17 protein-coding genes are annotated in these 17,070 nt (G+C 59.6%); 7 read left to right on the top strand and 10 right to left on the bottom strand.

Annotated elements, in window-relative coordinates; all coding sequences use genetic code 11:
* Nucleotides 1–601: imelysin family protein (locus tag GIW04_RS16540; protein ID WP_329607610.1), on the top strand; the 601-nt coding region annotated here is incomplete at its 5' end.
* A gap of 2 nt (nt 602–603) precedes the next feature.
* Nucleotides 604–1,701, top strand: coding sequence for a DUF1513 domain-containing protein (locus GIW04_RS16545; RefSeq protein WP_003193931.1), 1,098 nt, complete (start codon nt 604–606; stop codon nt 1,699–1,701).
* A gap of 196 nt (nt 1,702–1,897) precedes the next feature.
* Here the strand turns inward: GIW04_RS16545 and GIW04_RS16550 are convergent, their stop codons facing one another.
* The 5 genes from GIW04_RS16550 to colR form a co-directional block, all read right to left on the bottom strand.
* On the bottom strand, nt 1,898–2,125 hold the full coding sequence (locus GIW04_RS16550; protein ID WP_003193932.1) for a hypothetical protein: 228 nt from the start codon (nt 2,123–2,125) through the stop codon (nt 1,898–1,900).
* Entirely contained in the window at nt 2,122–2,841 is a 720-nt protein-coding gene (locus tag GIW04_RS16555; RefSeq protein WP_003193933.1) for a lipopolysaccharide kinase InaA family protein, read from the bottom strand. Before GIW04_RS16555 ends, GIW04_RS16550 begins: the two co-directional genes overlap by 4 nt.
* Nucleotides 2,842–2,845: 4 nt before the next feature.
* Entirely contained in the window at nt 2,846–3,526 is a 681-nt protein-coding gene (locus GIW04_RS16560; protein WP_003193934.1) for a class I SAM-dependent methyltransferase, read from the bottom strand.
* Between the two features lie 188 nt (nt 3,527–3,714).
* A complete protein-coding gene (locus tag GIW04_RS16565; protein ID WP_003193935.1) occupies nt 3,715–4,995 on the bottom strand; it encodes a sensor histidine kinase in 1,281 nt (426 codons plus the stop codon).
* Nucleotides 4,985–5,668 (bottom strand): two-component system response regulator ColR, encoded by a 684-nt coding sequence (gene colR / locus GIW04_RS16570; RefSeq protein ID WP_003193936.1) that lies wholly within the window; start codon nt 5,666–5,668, stop codon nt 4,985–4,987. Before colR ends, GIW04_RS16565 begins: the two co-directional genes overlap by 11 nt.
* 201 nt (nt 5,669–5,869) lie before the next feature.
* Between colR and GIW04_RS16575 the strand changes: the two genes are divergently transcribed.
* The gene (locus GIW04_RS16575) at nt 5,870–7,819 is read left to right on the top strand and encodes an LTA synthase family protein (RefSeq protein ID WP_120248583.1); all 1,950 of its coding nucleotides are present in this window, start codon (nt 5,870–5,872) and stop codon (nt 7,817–7,819) included.
* Between the two features lie 48 nt (nt 7,820–7,867).
* Nucleotides 7,868–8,581 carry a phosphatase PAP2 family protein gene (locus GIW04_RS16580; RefSeq protein ID WP_120248582.1) on the top strand — a complete coding sequence of 238 codons (714 nt, stop codon included), beginning with the start codon at nt 7,868–7,870 and terminating at the stop codon, nt 8,579–8,581.
* A gap of 721 nt (nt 8,582–9,302) precedes the next feature.
* On the opposite strand, the gene groL is transcribed toward GIW04_RS16580, so the two are convergent.
* The 5 genes from groL to GIW04_RS16605 form a co-directional block, all read right to left on the bottom strand.
* Complete coding sequence (gene groL, locus GIW04_RS16585; RefSeq protein WP_003193939.1) at nt 9,303–10,949, bottom strand: chaperonin GroEL; 1,647 nt, start codon at nt 10,947–10,949, stop codon at nt 9,303–9,305.
* A gap of 50 nt (nt 10,950–10,999) precedes the next feature.
* Nucleotides 11,000–11,293 carry a co-chaperone GroES gene (locus GIW04_RS16590; protein ID WP_003193940.1) on the bottom strand — a complete coding sequence of 98 codons (294 nt, stop codon included), beginning with the start codon at nt 11,291–11,293 and terminating at the stop codon, nt 11,000–11,002.
* 247 nt (nt 11,294–11,540) lie between these two features.
* On the bottom strand, nt 11,541–12,017 hold the full coding sequence (locus tag GIW04_RS16595) for an FxsA family protein (RefSeq protein ID WP_003193941.1): 477 nt from the start codon (nt 12,015–12,017) through the stop codon (nt 11,541–11,543).
* Between the two features lie 66 nt (nt 12,018–12,083).
* The gene (locus GIW04_RS16600) at nt 12,084–12,815 is read right to left on the bottom strand and encodes a HugZ family pyridoxamine 5'-phosphate oxidase (RefSeq protein ID WP_120248580.1); all 732 of its coding nucleotides are present in this window, start codon (nt 12,813–12,815) and stop codon (nt 12,084–12,086) included.
* A gap of 102 nt (nt 12,816–12,917) precedes the next feature.
* Nucleotides 12,918–13,925, bottom strand: a complete 1,008-nt coding sequence (locus GIW04_RS16605) for a DUF481 domain-containing protein (RefSeq protein ID WP_003193943.1) — start codon at nt 13,923–13,925, stop codon at nt 12,918–12,920.
* Between the two features lie 145 nt (nt 13,926–14,070).
* On the opposite strand from GIW04_RS16605, the gene GIW04_RS16610 reads away from it, so the two are divergent.
* The 3 genes from GIW04_RS16610 to proS all read left to right on the top strand — a co-directional run.
* On the top strand, nt 14,071–14,433 hold the full coding sequence (locus GIW04_RS16610) for an MGMT family protein (protein WP_034133585.1): 363 nt from the start codon (nt 14,071–14,073) through the stop codon (nt 14,431–14,433).
* A gap of 43 nt (nt 14,434–14,476) precedes the next feature.
* Nucleotides 14,477–16,009, top strand: coding sequence for an AmpG family muropeptide MFS transporter (locus GIW04_RS16615; RefSeq protein WP_120248579.1), 1,533 nt, complete (start codon nt 14,477–14,479; stop codon nt 16,007–16,009).
* A gap of 197 nt (nt 16,010–16,206) precedes the next feature.
* On the top strand, nt 16,207–17,070 hold an 864-nt coding region (gene proS, locus GIW04_RS16620; RefSeq protein ID WP_236479064.1), incomplete at its 3' end, for a proline--tRNA ligase.

The following is a 17,070-nucleotide window of genomic DNA, read 5'->3' on the forward strand; positions in this document are numbered from 1 at the left end:
CGCCCAGAAAGCGCGCTATTGCCCGCTGCTGATGGCGATCGGTGAACGCCAGAAAGTCCTGGCCGAAGAGATCCTGGCCAGTTGGAACAGCACCGACGGCATGCTCGCGCAGATGACCAAGTTTCCGAACCAGCGCTACGCTGATTCCCACGAAGCCATCGCCGACCTGCTACGCGTGCAAGTGACCGCCCTGGACACCCTGAAGAAAAAACTCGGCACCCCGATGGGCCGCCAGACCAAGGGCATCCCGCAACCGTTCCAGGCCGATGCCTGGCGCAGCCAGTCGTCCCTGCAAAGCCTGGAAGCCAGCCTCGCCGCGGCTCAGACCGTGTGGGTGGGCGTCGATAACAAAGGCCTGCGTGGCCTGCTGCCGGCGGACCAGAAGCCACTGGCCGAGAAAATCGACGCCGCCTACGCAGCGTCCCTGAAACTGTTCGCCAGCAACCAGCGCACCCTCAACGAACTGTTGAATGACGACGCCGGGCGCCAGCAACTCAACGACATCTACGACAGCCTCAACGTGGTCCACCGCCTGCATGAAGGTGAACTGGCCAAGGCGCTGGGCGTACAACTGGGCTTTAACGCCAACGACGGTGACTGATGATGCTCAGGCGACAGGCTTTGGCGGTGGGCAGCGTGCTGCTCAGCGCTATCACCTTGGGTGGCTGGACGCTGTTCAAGCACAAAGACAAAGGCCCGCTGCTGCTGTCGGCGCGCGATGATGCCGACGGCAAGCACTACGCTGTCGGCTATCGCCTGGACGGCAAGCCGGTATTTGCGACCCAGGTCGGCCAGCGCTGCCATGACATCATCAACCACCCGACCTTGCCGATTGCACTGTTCGTCGCCCGTCGCCCAGGCACCGAGAGCTACCTGATCGACCTGCGCGATGGCAGGCTGCTGCAAACCATCACCTCGAACGCCAACCGCCATTTCTATGGGCATGCGGTGATCCACAAGAGCGGTGACTGGCTGTACGCCACCGAGAACGACACCTCCGACCCCGGTCGGGGCCTGTTGGGGGTGTATAAGTTCGAAGGTGAGCGGCTGGTGCACAGCGGCGAGATATCCACCCACGGCATCGGCCCGCATCAAGTCTCGTGGATGCCCGACGGCGAGACGCTGATTGTGGCCAACGGCGGCATTCGCACCGAAGCCGAAAGCCGGGTAGAGATGAACCTTAATGCCATGGAGCCAAGCCTGGTGCTGATGCGGCGCGACGGTAGCCTGATCAGCAAGGAAACCCTGGCCCAGCAGATGAACAGCGTGCGGCACATGGGTATCGCCAGCGATGGCACCATCCTGACCGGGCAGCAGTTCATGGGCCCGTCCCAGGAGCGTTCCGAGTTGCTCGCGATCAAGCGCCCGGGGCAGCCGTTCGTGGCGTTCCCGGTGGCGGATGAACAGTTGCAGGCGATGGGGCATTACACCGCCAGCGTGGCGGTGCACAGCGAACTGCGCCTGGTGGCGTTGACGGCACCGCGGGGCAACCGCTTTTTTATCTGGGACATGGACACCGCCGAACTGCGCCTGGATGGGCCCTTGCCGGACTGTGCGGGGGTGGGCGCTGTGGCGGATGGGTTTGTGGTGACATCCGGTCAGGGGCGTTGCCGCTTCTATGACTGCCGCCAGAAAAACCTGGTCGCACAACCGCTGCAACTACCGGCGGGGCTTTGGGACAATCACCTGCACCTGATCTGAAATTACCCTTCTGTGGCTGATCGTTCCCACGCTCTGCGTGGGAATGCAGCCCGTGACGCTCTGCGTCACTGGCGCTAACGGACGAGACGCAGAGCGTCTCAAGAGGCATTCCCACGCAGAGCGTGGGAATGATCATGCCTGGCGCACCATAAAAAAAGGGCCTCGCATGGCAAGGCCCTTTTCGGGGTCAATCGTTTCAACTTTGCGGCCTCATCGCTTGAGACATGCCGAACATGAATAACAGCAATTCATGGTCGGGCTTGGCCGCCACACTCGTCTTGGCAATGCGTGGCAGCAGGCATTGCCCGCCACCATCTACCGCACTCAACACTTGTGTACGAGGTTGTTCCCATACCGCCAGGGCCAGGGCTGCAACACCCAATGCCCCGACCAGAAACAAACCTCGTGCTATTTCTAGCTTCATCTGGTTAAACCCTTGATAGCGCTGCCAAACGCCGTCTCGTAAAAGTAGCTGAGTTTTTTCCAGTCGGTATCATTCCACGACGAATGGCGGCGCAATTGCAGCATATCGTGGGACGCGGCCCGATAAGCGGTCAGGCGCTGGCGGCATTTCTCGAAATCCAGCAGGGCCACTTCCACTGTCGCCGCATCAGGCTCACCGGTCACCCGCACGAAGATGTGCTTGATATACAGGCAACCGTGTTGCCAGCGGCCTTTGTGCATACGGGCCAAGGTGCCGGCCAACTCTTGCAGCAGGCGCTCGTGGACCGCCTCGCCATACTGTTGGCGGCCACCGGCGGCGTACCAGTTTTCGATCTCGTCGAACCCGTCCAGGGACGCGGTCACCAACAGGGCTTTCCATTGGTGCTCCGGGTCGCGACGCGCCTCGCAAAACACCAGTTCCGGCACACGCACATCCAGCAAACGCAGGCCTTTGAGGGCATCACGCTCACGCAGCACGGTCGGACGCCCAAAGGGGTGCAGCCAACTGCGGTAAATGTGGCCGGTCTGGCGCTTGCAATAGAGCAAGCGACCGTTAGGGCTGATCACCCGCTGCACGCCACTTTCACCACCCCGGCGACGGTTGGGTTCTTCCACCCATTCACCTTGCTGACGCCAGAAAAAATCAAATCGTTCTTCGGGAGCTACATGACTGCCTACTACGCACTCAACTGCCATCCTGTTACCTCTTGCGCAATACATACACTCGCCACATGGCGTAGAGCGGTATGAAGTCCAGGGATTCCTGAACACGGAAACCGGCCTGCTCGAATTCTGCCTCGACAGTAGCAGCCGGTAACACAAACCGGTTTTGGTAACCTTCCTGCTCACCTTTTTTGCGACGACGCACTTCGCTGCGCTTGCGCTTCCAGGCCTTGAAATTGCCGTCCACCCACAGCGAAATAATCACGCTGTCGCGGGTAACACGTTGAAACTCGCGCAGTATTGTCAGCCTGTGCTCCGGCTCACCAATGTGGTGCATCAAGCGCATGCAGAAAATACTGTCGACGGAATTATCTGGCAAATCGATATCAAAGGCAGATGTCTGCAAAGGGCGTACCCGTTTCACCACCTCTGCCGGTTGGGCAGCGGTGGCGATCTTCAACATCGACGCCGAATTGTCAGCTCCGATAATCACACGGTTGGGTTTTTCGGCCAGTAACGGCCAGAAGCGTCCAGCGCCACACGGCAGGTCCAACACCAGGCCCGGCTCACCGGCCATGGCCAATGCGCCGCGCGCCAGCTGCTCGTCGCGTTTGTGGGACAACCGGCGAGCCAGATTGTCCTGATGCTTGAGCAAATATTTCTGCGCGTGTTGATCGTCGTACTTGTCAGAAAATTCCAGCTTGATCGGGGAAGGCATCTTACGTCTCCAGTAACTGATGCCTACGACCTTAAGCAGCGAACTGTGATCAACAGGTCAACTCGTTGTGAAAATCTTGTCCTGTCCAACTGCATACATTTCAAGACTTTACAGAAACATTCAGTAGCACCGGGCCATCTTCGCCGAAAAGCAGACAGTCTGCATCAGCAAAACGACAGACTGAAGGGTCAGGTTTTGACTGGGTTGAGCTCCACATGAAAACGGCAGCCATTGGGCTCCATGGTGCTCAGGCTTACGCTCCAGCCCTGGCTTTCGCAGATCCGTTGCACCAGCGACAGGCCGAGGCCGAGGCCCTCGCCACGTTTCTCGCTACCGCGCACGAACGGCTCGAACATCGCTTCGCGCTTCTCTTCGGGGATGCCGACACCGGAGTCCTCCACCACGAAGCCACTGGGCTCCAGCGTCAGGCGGATAAACCCGTGTTCGGTGTAATGCAGGGCATTGCGCAGCAAGTTGCCCATCACCGCATGCAAGAAGGTGGTGTTGTAGCGGGTGTCCAAGGGGTTGCCTGGCAGGTAGATCAACGCCAGGCCTTTTTTCTCGATGGGCTCGCGCCAGATGCCGAGCAGGTCTTCGGCCACCTGGGTGAGGTTGCCCTGAGGCGAACTGGCGGCGTCGTCGTGTTTGGCGCGGGCCAGCATCAGGAAGGTCTGTACGAGCTCGCGCATTTCTTCACAGGCACGGGCAATGCGCTCCACCTGGTTGCGACCTCGTTGATCGATGGCTGGGTTTTCGCGCAGCAGTTCGCAGGAACTGGCCAGGACCATCAAGGGCGTGCGCAACTCATGGCTCACATCGCTGGTAAACAGCTGCTCGCGCGACAACGCCTGGCGCAAGCGGCCGAGGGTGGCGTCGAACGCCACCGCCAGTTCGCCCACTTCATCGGCGGCGTAATCCGGCGCCAGGGGCGGTGCCAGGCCCAACAGTTGGTCACGATGACGGACCTGGCGGGCCAGGCGTACCACCGGCGCCATCACCTTGCGGGCCAGCACCCAGCCGAGGAACGCCGCCAGTGCCAGGCTGAGCACGAAGCCCACCAGCACCACCGCAAACAGCACGCGCTCACGCTCTTCGAAATCGCTCTGGTCTTGCAGCAACACATAACGCCGACCATCGACCACTTCAACCATGGCGTGGTACGACAGCGCCTCACGAAACACCTCATGAAACCCAGGGTCCAGATGGCGCAGGTCCTTGGGCAGTTCAAAATCGCCACGCCCGCCGCTGAAATAAAACAGCTGGTCCGGCTCCGGCCGGTGGCTCCAGTCTTCGACGCTGTCCATCAACAGCAGGCGCTGCAGGTCCCCGCCCAGGCCCGCCGAGATCAACTTCTCTTCCACCAGGTGCACCGTCGCAATGATGCCCACGGCGAAGGCCCCCGCCACCAACGCACTCATCAAGGCGAAAGCGATGATGATCCGCTGGGCAAGGCTTTGCTTAAACTCCATCACGACCCTCGGCCAGGCGATAACCCACACCGTGCACGGTTTGCAGTAGCGGTTTGGCGAAAGGCTTGTCGATCACTTGGCGCAATTGATGAACGTGGCTGCGCAGGCTGTCGCTGTCCGGGCAATCGTCGCCCCACAGGGCTTCTTCGAGAACTTCCCGGCGCAAAACATGCGGGCTTTTCTGCATCAGCACGGCGAGCAGTTTCAGGCCCACCGGGTTGAGCTTGAGCAGGCGCCCTTCGCGGGTGACTTCCAGCGTATCGAGGTCGTAGTTCAGGTCACCCACTTGCAGGGCACGACGCCCGCCGCCCTGGGCACGGCGCAACACTGCTTCGATACGCGCGGCCAGTTCCGACAAGGCGAACGGCTTGAGCAGGTAATCATCAGCGCCAGACTTGAAGCCCTGCAGCCGGTCATCCAGTTGGTCGCGCGCGGTGAGCATGATCACCGGCGTATCACGGCGCGCGTCTTCACGCAGGCGTTTGCACAAGGTGTAACCATCGATGCCGGGCAACATGATGTCGAGCACGATCAGGTCGTAATGCTCGGTGGCCGCCAGGTGCAGGCCCGACAAACCGTCCTGCGCACAGTCCACTGTGTAGCCTTTGAGCCCCAGGTAATCGGCCAGGTTGGCGAGGATATCGCGGTTGTCTTCAACCAATAGAATTCGCATGGGCAGTGTCTCCGTACGCGGTAACGGCCGTGTTGGCTCGCGCAGCTTAAGGCCAAGCGAGGCTCAGGGATAGAGCGCAGAGCCCCGCTGATAAAGGTTTTCAACTGTTTATAGAACCGAACAAGTTTTTCACTATAGCTTCACAAACTAACTACAGTGTCAGGACGAAGATCGCCCCCCATTGATATAAGGAACTTAGACATGGGTTTTTTCAAAACAGCGCCAATGCGCTATTTGCTGCTGATAACCGGTACCTGGTTATTGGTTTTCCTGCTTACCCGTAGCGTGCTGCTCATCACTCACCTAGATGAAGTCGGCGGCAACCTGCTGCCGGTGTTTGGCGTGGGTGTGCTCTACGACATGGCCTTCCTCGCCTATACTGCTTTGCCGCTTGGCCTGTATCTGCTGCTCTGCCCACCTGCCTTGTGGCGCCGCCGTGGCCATCGCTGGTTCCTGCAAGCGGTGCTGACCGTCAGCCTGTTCGCCATGCTGTTCACCTCGGTGGCCGAATGGTTGTTCTGGGATGAGTTTGGCGTGCGCTTCAACTTTATCGCCGTCGATTACCTGGTGTATTCCGATGAGGTACTGAACAACCTGCTGGAGTCTTACCCGATCGGCAAGCTGCTGAGCCTGCTGGCGATGCTTGCACTGATTCTGAGCGTGGCTCTGCGCAAACCCTTCAATGCCGCGATGGCCGCGCCATTGCCTGCACTGCGTGGCCGTTTGGTCAACGCCCTGGGCTTGTTGGTGCTCGCCGGCCTCAGCCTGCAACTGGTCAGCCAAGACAGCCCACGCACCCAAGGCGGCAACGCGTACAACAACGAATTGGCCAGCAACGGCCCCTATCAGTTCTTTGCCGCGTTCCGTAACAACGAACTGGACTACACCCAGTTCTACAAAAGCCTGCCGACCGACGTCGTTGCCAAGCAACTGCGGGCCGAACTCAGTGAACCCAACGCGCGCTTTATCGACCAGGACCCGCTGGATATTCGCCGTGCCATCACCAACCCCGGCACACTGCGCAAACCCAACATCGTACTGGTGACCATCGAGAGCTTCAGCGCCAAGTACATGGGCAGCAATGGCGATGCGCGCAACCTCACGCCCAATCTGGATGCGTTGCGCCAACAGAGCCTGTACTTCAATAACTTCTATGCCACCGGTACGCGCACCGACCGCGGCCTGGAAGCCATTACCCTGGCAATTCCACCGACGCCGGGGCGTTCGATCGTCAAGCGCATCGGCCGCGAAAGCGGGTTCGCCAGCCTGGGGCAACAGCTCTCGGCCATCGGTTATGACAGCGTGTTTGTCTATGGCGGGCGCGGTTACTTCGACAATATGAACGCGTTCTTCAGCGGCAACGGTTATCGGGTGGTGGACCAGAGCAGCGTGCCCGAAGCAGAAATCTCATTCAAAAACGCCTGGGGCATGGCCGACGAAGACCTGTTCAAACAGACCTTGAAACTGGCCGACGCCGATTACGCCAAGCAACAGCCGTTCTTGCTGCAACTGATGACCACCTCCAACCATCGCCCCTACACCTACCCGGACGGGCGTATCGACATCAAGTCTGGCAAGGGCCGCGACGGTGCGGTGAAATACACCGACTACGCCATCGGCCAGTTCCTTGAGGCAGCGCGCCAGAAGCCGTGGTTCGATAACACGATCTTCGTGTTCGTCGCCGACCACACCGCCGGCAGCGCAGGCAAGGAAGACCTGCCGATCACCAACTACCAGATTCCGCTGTTTATCTACGCGCCCAAGCTGATCGACGCACGGGAATCCGCTCAACTGTCCAGCCAGATCGACCTGGCGCCGACCTTGCTGGGCCTGCTCAACCTGAGCTACGAATCGACATTCTTTGGCCGCAACCTGCTGCAGGACAACCCATTGCCTGCACGGGTGGTGGTGGGCAATTACCAGCACCTGGGTCTGTTTGATGGCAAGGACTTGGCAATCCTCAGCCCGCGCCAAGGCTTGCGTCGCCATGACCAGGCCCTGGGCGAGAGCCAGGAGCTGCGCGTCGGTAGCGATGACCCCTTGATCCAACGGGCGATCACCTACTACCAGGCCGCCAGTTACGACTACAAACAGCAACTGCTGAGCTGGAAAGCGCCCAAGGAAGAAGCTCCAGTCTTAAGCAAACGCTAATCAAAAAGCCCCGTGCAGGTAGCACGGGGCTTTTCACCAAGGTTCGTGATGAAATCCCCTTCTTCTTTACCGGTTTCCAAACCGCTTAATTTTTGGCTGTGCCTGGGCCTGCCTGCCAGCGCTGCAGTGGCGTTGCTGTTGCTGGAACTGACGTCCCTGGACATGGACCTGGCCAGGCATTTCTACAGCGCAGAGGCGGGCGGCTTCATTGGCCGCTATAGCTTCTTTCTTGAAGACATCCTGCATGACCGTGCCAAGCAACTGGTGATCCTGTTTTCGGTACTGGCGATTCTCGGCCTGGTCGGCAGCTTCATCCTGCAGCGGCTCAAACCGTACCGCCGTGAGCTGGTGTGCCTGGTGCTGTCGCTGGGCATGGCGACGGCGTTCGTGTCGCCATTGAAAACCATCACCGCCGTGCAATGCCCCTGGAGTCTCAAGGAGTTCGGCGGCCAGGAAACCTACAGCGAACTGCTCAGCCCGCGCCCGCCTACCGATAAACCCGGCCGCTGCTGGCCCGGCGGGCATGCCGCCACCGGGTTTGCCTTGTTCGCCTGGTTCTTCGCCCTGCGGGATCGACGGCCACGCCTGGCGCGCTACGCGCTCATCTTTGCTGTCAGCCTGGGCAGCGTGTTTTCCGTCAGCCGTATGCTGCAAGGGGCGCACTTTTTTTCCCACAATGTTTGGACAGCGATTTTTTGCTGGCTGATCTGCCTGGGGTTGTATTGCTTGTTGCTGTACCGGCCTGCACGGCAACGGTCGTAGCTTTCTGTAAGAGCGAGCTTGCTCGCGAAAAACTTCAACGATAACGCGTGCTTGCTGAATGAACGCGGCGCCTTTGAGTTTTTCGCGAGCAAGCTCGCTCCTACAAAAAAGCCATTAGGGCTGCCTGCGAAAGCCAACGGTAACCACGATGCGAAGCGAGTCGCTCTTGATCTGCTTGTGATCTTGATCTCAGGCGCCCCGTTAAACCACGCTGGCCGAACACAGGCTTGAATCCGTGGGTAACCCGGCAGGACGCCGGGTTAGCCGCCCCGCGCCATGGATGGCGCGTGGCGGCGGCCCACGGATTCAAGCCTGTGTTCGGGCACACCGAGCCCAAGCGAGGTGCCGAGTGGTGGGGCAAGAGCCCTTTGGTTACTTTGGGGCTTTTCCAAAGTGACCCGCCGTCAGGGCGGAACCCTAAGCGGCCGTTACCGCAACAATGGATATGTACACAATCCAACTGTGTCGCCTGCCAGGCCGCCTTCGCGAGCAAGCCCGCTCCCACATTGGGATGGTGGGGGTGTCAGGGAGATAGCCGTCGGCTGGCAGGGCGTCATCGCAGGCAAGCCAGCTCCCACAATTGGATCGCGGGGCGTCAGATAGATATCCGTAGTCACGGGAGCAAGCTCCTTCGCCACAGGTCCAGCATGCAACCGTGCATAAAAAAGCCCCGCCTGCATCACTGCAGGCGGGGCTTTTTATAGTGCCGGGTAAGGCTGGCTTACATCATGCCGCCCATGCCACCCATGCCGCCCATGTCTGGCATACCGCCGCCAGCTGCGCCTTCTGCCTTCGGTTTGTCAGCGATGGCAGCTTCGGTGGTCAGGATCAAGCCACCGATGGAGGCTGCTGCTTGCAGCGCCGAACGAGTCACCTTGGTTGGATCCAGGATGCCCATTTCGATCATGTCGCCGTAGACGCCAGTCGCAGCGTTGTAACCGTAGTTACCTTTGCCGTTCTTGACTTCGTTGACCACAACGCTTGGCTCGTCGCCGGAGTTGGCAGCGATCTGGCGCAGCGGTGCTTCAACGGCACGACGCAGCACAGCGATACCAACGTTCTGGTCGGCATTGTCGCCGGTCAGGTTGGTCAGGGCTTCCAGAGCACGGATCAGCGCAACGCCACCGCCAGGTACCACGCCTTCTTCAACGGCTGCACGGGTTGCGTGCAAGGCGTCTTCAACGCGGGCCTTCTTCTCTTTCATTTCAACTTCGGAGCCAGCGCCAACCTTGATCACCGCAACGCCGCCGGACAGCTTGGCCAGGCGCTCTTGCAGTTTTTCACGGTCGTAGTCCGAGGAGGTTTCAGCAACCTGGGCACGGATCTGCGCGATGCGGGACTCGATGTCGCCTTCAACGCCAGCACCGTCAACGATGATGGTGTTTTCCTTGGAGATGGTCACGCGCTTGGCGCTACCCAGGTTTTCCAGGGTGGCGCTTTCCAGGCTCAGGCCGATCTCTTCGGAGATAACGGTACCGCCAGTCAATACGGCGATGTCCTGCAGCATGGCCTTGCGACGGTCGCCGAAGCCTGGAGCCTTGACGGCTGCAACCTTGACGATACCACGCATGTTGTTCACAACCAGAGTCGCCAGGGCTTCGCCTTCAACGTCTTCGGAAACGATCAGCAATGGACGGCCGGCTTTGGCAACGGCTTCCAGTACTGGCAGCATTTCGCGAATGTTGGAGATCTTCTTGTCGACCAGCAGGATCAGCGGGCTGTCCAGCTCGGCAACCATGGTCTCAGGCTTGTTGACGAAGTACGGAGACAGGTAGCCACGGTCGAACTGCATGCCTTCTACAACCGACAGTTCGTTTTCCAGGCCCGAGCCTTCTTCAACGGTGATCACGCCTTCTTTACCGACTTTTTCCATGGCTTCGGCAATGATGTCACCGATGGAGCTGTCGGAGTTGGCGGAGATGGTGCCTACCTGAGCGATGGCCTTGGTGTCGGCGCATGGCTTGGACAGATTTTTCAGCTCGGCAACGATGGCGATGGTCGCCTTGTCGATGCCACGCTTGAGGTCCATCGGGTTCATGCCGGCAGCGACGGCCTTGTAGCCCTCGTTGACGATCGCCTGAGCCAGGACGGTAGCGGTGGTGGTGCCGTCGCCTGCGTCATCGTTGGCACGGGAGGCAACGTCTTTGACCAGCTGCGCGCCCATGTTCTCGAAACGGTCTTCCAGTTCGATTTCTTTTGCTACGGAAACGCCATCCTTGGTGATGGTCGGAGCGCCGAAGCTCTTCTCGATGATCACGTTACGGCCTTTCGGGCCCAGGGTCGCTTTTACTGCGTCAGCCAGAACGTTGACGCCAGTGAGCATTTTTTTGCGGGCGGAGTCGCCGAATTTAACTTCTTTAGCAGCCATGATCGATATTCCTTAAATACTTTGTAGTAACGGGAAAATGAGCGAGGAAATCAGTCTTCCAGAACGGCGAGAATTTCGTTCTCAGCCATTACCAGCAGGTCTTCGCCGTCTACTTTCACAGTGTTGCTGCCGGAGTAAGGGCCGAAAACAACCTTGTCACCCACTTTCACGGCCAGTGCGCGTACATCACCGTTCTCCAGGGTTTTGCCTGGGCCAGCAGCGACGATTACACCGTGGTTGGCTTTTTCAGCAGCCGAACCTGGCAGAACGATCCCGCCAGCGGTTTTCTTTTCTTCTTCGCTGCGACGGATTACGACGCGGTCGTGCAGAGGACGAAGCTTCATTGTCGATCTCTCCTAATTGTGTTTTTCATCGGCCGGTATCAATTCCGGCGGGTTAAATTCCGGCGGTGCCGGTCGCGGCTCGCGGGGCGAGACGCGGAAGTCTGTCTGATGTCACCACCAGAAACCTTGCGGTGACCGTTACATAAGGGCGCCCAGGCTTATTACAAGGGGCCGAGGATGAAATTTTTTGTGTCGACTCAAGGGTAAATGCAACACGGCACCCGAAGGTGCCGTGCCAGTGAAGCGGTTACTTAGGGTCGCGGTGTTCGAATTCGCCTTCGATCACATCACCTTCACGCCCCAGGGGTTGGCGTGGAGCCGGACCACCACGGGGTTGCAGGTCGTCGGCGAACGCACGCTGGCGCATCGCGGCCTCTTCAGCACGCTGGCGCATTTTGCCGGCCAGCAGCTTGCGGGTGAACGGCAGCAAGAGCACCAGGCCAAGCACGTCGCTGATAAAACCCGGCAGGATCAGCAGGCCACCGGCCAGGGCCATCATCAAGCCCTCAAGCATGGTCTGGGCCGGCAGTTCGCCGCGGTTCAGGCTTTCACGGGCACGCAGCGCGGTCGCCAGGCCGGCGACACGCAGCACCAGCACGCCGAGCATGGAGCCTACGATGATCAGCAGCAGCGCCGGGAAGAAACCGATCGCACCGCTGACTTTAACGAATACGAACAGCTCCAACACCGGAAACAGCAGAAAGAGCAATAAAAAAGGGCGCATCAAATGGTTCCTCAACGCAAGAATGCCTTGCCAGTTCACCTTAGATGACGTCGCCATTGCGTGAATTCAAGCAGTAGCCACGGTTTTTTTCGGCCAGACCTCGGCGTTCGCCAATGAAACCAGGGCTTCGCGTACTTGTGTCGGCGTATTGCAGGGCTCGGCAAACCCTAGCCAATGTAACGATTGGCCAATGCGCAGGTGCATGCCTTCGCTGTCGATACCGACCAACTGCGCAGGCTCGGTGGCAGGCAAACCGCCCAGCTCGACGTAATGGGCAATGGCCTTGGTGTGATCGCTGTTCATGTGCTCGATCATGCTGCGCTCGGCCTTGCCCGCAAACGGGTTGGCCAAGGTCAACTGGTCGACCCAATGGATCGCGCCAAACCCACCGATATAACGGTGGCGCACCGGCTTGAGCACCCAGAAATCAAAATCGTGGGCCTTGTGGTAGTTGGCCGAATCAGGGAAGTAGCGGTAGTAGCGCTCTGCAGCCGCTTCGATGGCGGCGGGGTCTTCCAGCTTCTCGGCTTCGGCCAGGTAGGTCAGGCGCCCGACGGCTTGCACATCATCGGCCTCGCGCTCACCCACCAGCAGCGAACACTTGGGGTCTTTTTGCAGGTTATGGGTGTGCTGGGCAATGCGGCTGATCAGGATCAGCGGGCGGCCCTGCTCGTCCAGGCAGTAGGGCACCACCGAGCCGAAGGGAAAGCCGGGCATGGCTTTGGACTGTGTGGCGAGCGCCCCACGGTATTCCTTGAGCAACAGCTCTCGGGCGTTCTTGGCAACCTGCGTGCTCAATATAGGATTCCTCGGATGTTCCGCGACCCATGGCATATGGGAATGGATCTCAACACAAGGTAATCAATATCTGCGCAGGTTGCCAGAGGGGCCGACGCCGGTTTACCAGGCCACGCCAAAGCCTGCGGTGTAGCGGGTCTTGCTCAAGCTGCTGTCGGAGTCGCCGCTGATGACGTCACGCTCAGCCTTGAGGTTGAGGGACGCCCACTCGGTGACTTTGTAGCGCAGGCCCATCTCGGCATCCAGGGAGTAATCGGCCGGACCGTCCAGAGGCTTGCCCAATTCGCCGTTGGTGAAGAACTCTACGGTCTTGCCCACCAAGTAGCGGTTGTAGTTCCACTTCATGGCCAGAGAGTAGAAGTTGTCCTTGCCGCCGTCGGCATATTCGTAATCGGTACGGTTGACCAGCGACCCGAGGGAGAACGCGCCCAACTCATCGTCCCAGAACTGGTAGCCCGGGCCGGTACCCACGGTGCGCTGGCGCGCCAGGTCTTCGACCTTGTCGCGCTTGTAGGTCAGGCGCCCCTGCCAGAACCAGTGCTCGGTGATAAAGCGGTCCAGGTCGTATTCCAGGGCCCAGTTGTCGGTGGTGGTGACGTCGTCCTGGAACTCGCGGTTGTACTCGCCCTTGCCCGTATGGCGCCACTGGCCGTGACGGGCCGAGGTCTTGAAGTCGATGTCGTAGTCGTTGGTGTCTTTGTCCGCGCGCTTGTAGTCCAGCGCCAGGTCGACGTTACCCTTCCACACCAGGTCTTCGATCACCGGCTTGGGCTTCATGATCTGTTGGATACTTGCCAGTTCCACCGTCTTGGGCGCCTCGCCATTGGCCAGCACCACCTTGCCATCATCGGCTGCCTGCAACGACTTGGCCTTTTCACCGGTGTAGGCGTCCTGCTTGACCAACAGTTCCTGGTCGCTTTCCAGGGTCTTGACCTGTTTCCAGTCCACCGGGATGGAGCCTGCGTAGGTGGTTTGGATCAGCAACTTGCCACCGTCGAAGACTTTGATCTTGCCGGTGAGCCGATCACCGTTTTTCAACCAGACGGTATCGGCGAGCAAGGGCGTGGAAGCACTGAGAACAGCAAGGCACAACAGGGTTCTGGACAACATAAGCAGGTACGGGGCTCAGGATAGGCGAAAAAAGGGGCGTTATAGTGTTACATGGCTAGAACTGACTCAAGGATTTATATTGAGTTCAATACTCATCGCCATGTTTACAGACGTTTCTGACAAAACAACGACGATCTCAACGGATATGCCCACAGTGATCTCACCTGCCGACACGCCACAAAGCCCCGCCGAGATACGCCGCACTGCCCTTTACCTGACACTGTCGCAGGTGCCCGAAGGCTGCGTGGTCAGTTACGGCGAGCTGGCACACCTGGCAGGTTTGGGGCGTGCTGCCCGTTGGGTCGGGCGCACCCTGAGCCAGTTGCCGCAGGACACGCGATTGCCCTGGCATCGGGTGCTGGGTGCCGGCGGTCGGATAAGTCTGCCGGTGGGCAGTGCCTCGGGTGACGAACAACGTGCGCGTTTACGTAGCGAAGGCGTCACTATCCTGAACAATCGTGTTGATATTCAGCGTCATGGCTGGCGCCCGGTAGAGCACAGCGGTTAGAGTGCGCGCTTTGTTTCCGCAAATCTGAGGCAGACTCCAGCCCATGCCCCGTAAAACCTGGCGCGCCGCGCTCGCCGCCTATGCCAGCCCTTCGACGTTAGTGCTGTTGTTGCTCGGTTTCGCCGCCGGCATGCCTTACATGTTGGTGTTTTCGACGCTTTCAGTGTGGCTGCGTGAAGCCGGTGTGGCCCGCGAGACCATTGGCTATGCGAGCCTGATCGGTCTGGCCTACGCCTTCAAATGGGTCTGGTCGCCGCTGCTCGACCAATGGCGCCTGCCGTTGCTGGGTAAACTGGGGCGCCGTCGCTCGTGGCTGGTGCTGGCCCAATCGCTGGTGATCCTCGGATTGATCGGCATGGGTTTTTGTGACCCGCAAAAACACTTGTCCTGGTTGATCGCCATCGCGGTGATCGTCGCCTTCGCGTCGGCCACCCAAGACATCGCCGTGGATGCCTACCGCCTGGAAATCGCCGACGACAGCCGTCAGGCCGCCCTGGCGGCAAGCTACATGTCTGGTTATCGCATCGCCGCCCTGCTGGCCACGGCCGGTGCGCTGTTCTTTGCCGAAGGCTTCGGCTCCACCGGTTTCAACTATAAACACTCGGCCTGGACCGGCACCTATGTGCTGTTCGGCGTGTTGATGGTGCCGGCGTTGCTCACCACGTTGTTTATGCGTGAACCCGATGTGCCACTGCGCACCCAACTGCAGGCCGGGCGCTACAGCTTCGCGCACCAGTTGGTGTCGGTGTTTGTACTGATCGTGCTGTTGGTCTCGGTGCCGGCGATGTTTACCCAGCTGTATAACACCGACTTTGCCAGCGTACTGTTCCAGGGCGTGAGCCTGTGGGAACTGCTGATGGAAGACCGCGCCTTCCTGCGTGCCATCCTCTATATCACCCTCACTGCGCTGTGCCTTTCGGCCATGGGCCGCCGGGGCCTGGCGCCGGTGCTGACGCCGGTCAACGACTTTATCCTGCGCTACCGCTGGCAGGCGCTGCTACTGCTCGGGCTGATTGCGACCTATCGCATGTCCGACACCGTGATGGGCGTCATGGCCAACGTGTTTTATATCGACCAGGGTTTCACCAAGGACCAGATCGCCGGGGTGAGCAAGATCTTCGGCCTGATCATGACCCTGCTCGGTGCCGGCATGGGCGGGCTGTTGATCGTGCGGTTCGGGATATTGCCGATCCTGCTCATCGGCGGCGTGGCCTCGGCCGGCACCAACCTGCTGTTCGTGATGCTCGCCGACATGGGCCCCGACCTGCAGATGTTGATCGTCACCATCTCCCTGGACAACTTCAGTTCGGGCATGGCCACCTCAGCATTCGTGGCTTACCTGTCGAGCCTCACCAACCTCAAGTTCTCCGCCACCCAATATGCGTTGCTCAGCTCGATCATGCTGTTGCTGCCACGTTTGATCGGTGGGTATTCAGGGGTGATGGTGGAGAAGTTCGGCTATCACAACTTCTTTCTGATCACCTGCCTGCTGGGCGTGCCGACGCTGCTGCTGATTGCGCTGCACTGGTTCCAGGAGAACCGCCGCGCCCGGCTGAATCCCCCGCAGGAAGACTGATACGACTCGGTCAATGTGGGAGCTGGCTTGCCTGCGATAGCGATGGTGAACCCAACGCCGCTATCGCAGGCAAGCCAGCTCCCACACAAGCGACGGTTACGACAGATACACCCTGCCACCTCACGCCTGTACTCCGGCGACAAGCGCCCGTACAATCCCAAGTCATTTCAAGTCCAAGCAACCGACAACGGCCTACCATGCGTACCAGTCAATATTTGCTCGCCACACAGAAAGAAACGCCTTCCGACGCGGTTGTGATCAGCCATCAGCTGATGCTGCGCGCCGGCATGATCCGCAAACTGGCCTCGGGCCTGTACACCTGGTTGCCCATGGGCTTGAAGGTGATGCGCAAGGTCGAAGCCATCGTTCGTGAAGAAATGAACGCTGCCGGCTCTCTGGAAGTGTTGATGCCGAGCACCCAACCGGCTGAGTTGTGGCAGGAATCCGGGCGCTGGGAAGAGTACGGCCCTGAGTTGCTGCGTTTTAAAGACCGTCATGGCCGCGATTTCTGCGCCGGCCCGACCCACGAAGAAGTCATTACCGACCTGATGCGCAACGAGTTGAGCAGCTATAAGCAGTTGCCGCTGAACCTGTATCAGATCCAGACCAAGTTCCGTGATGAAATCCGCCCACGCTTCGGCTTGATGCGTGGCCGCGAATTCATCATGAAGGACGCCTATTCGTTCCACGCCGACCAGGCTTCCCTGCAAGCGACCTACGACCGCATGCACCAGGCCTACTGCAACGTGTTCACGCGCCTGGGCCTGAAGTTCCGCCCGGTTGAAGCGGACAACGGCTCCATCGGCGGTGCCGGCTCTCACGAATTCCATGTGCTGGCCGAGTCTGGCGAAGACGATATCGTGTTCAGCAACGGTTCCGACTACGCGGCGAACATCGAGAAGGCCGAAGCCATACCACGTGAAACCTCGCGCCCTGCTCCCACCGAGGAGCTGCGCCTGGTCGACACGCCAGACACCAAAACCATCGCGGCCCTGGTGGAGAAATTCAATCTGCCGATTGAAAAGACCATCAAGACCCTGATCGTGCGCGCCGAAGAAGAA

The organism is Pseudomonas sp. PA-4-8C (assembly GCF_021606625.1).
Classification (GTDB): domain Bacteria; phylum Pseudomonadota; class Gammaproteobacteria; order Pseudomonadales; family Pseudomonadaceae; genus Aquipseudomonas; species Aquipseudomonas lactis.

Coding starts and splice junctions, on each gene's coding strand:
- GIW04_RS16545 (WP_003193931.1), top strand. CDS start 604: ATGCTCAGGCGACAGGCTTTGGCGGTGGGCAGCGTGCTGCTCAGCGCT.
- GIW04_RS16550 (WP_003193932.1), bottom strand. CDS start 2,125: ATGAAGCTAGAAATAGCACGAGGTTTGTTTCTGGTCGGGGCATTGGGT.
- GIW04_RS16555 (WP_003193933.1), bottom strand. CDS start 2,841: ATGGCAGTTGAGTGCGTAGTAGGCAGTCATGTAGCTCCCGAAGAACGA.
- GIW04_RS16560 (WP_003193934.1), bottom strand. CDS start 3,526: ATGCCTTCCCCGATCAAGCTGGAATTTTCTGACAAGTACGACGATCAA.
- GIW04_RS16565 (WP_003193935.1), bottom strand. CDS start 4,995: ATGGAGTTTAAGCAAAGCCTTGCCCAGCGGATCATCATCGCTTTCGCC.
- colR (WP_003193936.1), bottom strand. CDS start 5,668: ATGCGAATTCTATTGGTTGAAGACAACCGCGATATCCTCGCCAACCTG.
- GIW04_RS16575 (WP_120248583.1), top strand. CDS start 5,870: ATGGGTTTTTTCAAAACAGCGCCAATGCGCTATTTGCTGCTGATAACC.
- GIW04_RS16580 (WP_120248582.1), top strand. CDS start 7,868: ATGAAATCCCCTTCTTCTTTACCGGTTTCCAAACCGCTTAATTTTTGG.
- groL (WP_003193939.1), bottom strand. CDS start 10,949: ATGGCTGCTAAAGAAGTTAAATTCGGCGACTCCGCCCGCAAAAAAATG.
- GIW04_RS16590 (WP_003193940.1), bottom strand. CDS start 11,293: ATGAAGCTTCGTCCTCTGCACGACCGCGTCGTAATCCGTCGCAGCGAA.
- GIW04_RS16595 (WP_003193941.1), bottom strand. CDS start 12,017: ATGCGCCCTTTTTTATTGCTCTTTCTGCTGTTTCCGGTGTTGGAGCTG.
- GIW04_RS16605 (WP_003193943.1), bottom strand. CDS start 13,925: ATGTTGTCCAGAACCCTGTTGTGCCTTGCTGTTCTCAGTGCTTCCACG.
- GIW04_RS16610 (WP_034133585.1), top strand. CDS start 14,071: ATGCCCACAGTGATCTCACCTGCCGACACGCCACAAAGCCCCGCCGAG.
- GIW04_RS16615 (WP_120248579.1), top strand. CDS start 14,477: ATGCCCCGTAAAACCTGGCGCGCCGCGCTCGCCGCCTATGCCAGCCCT.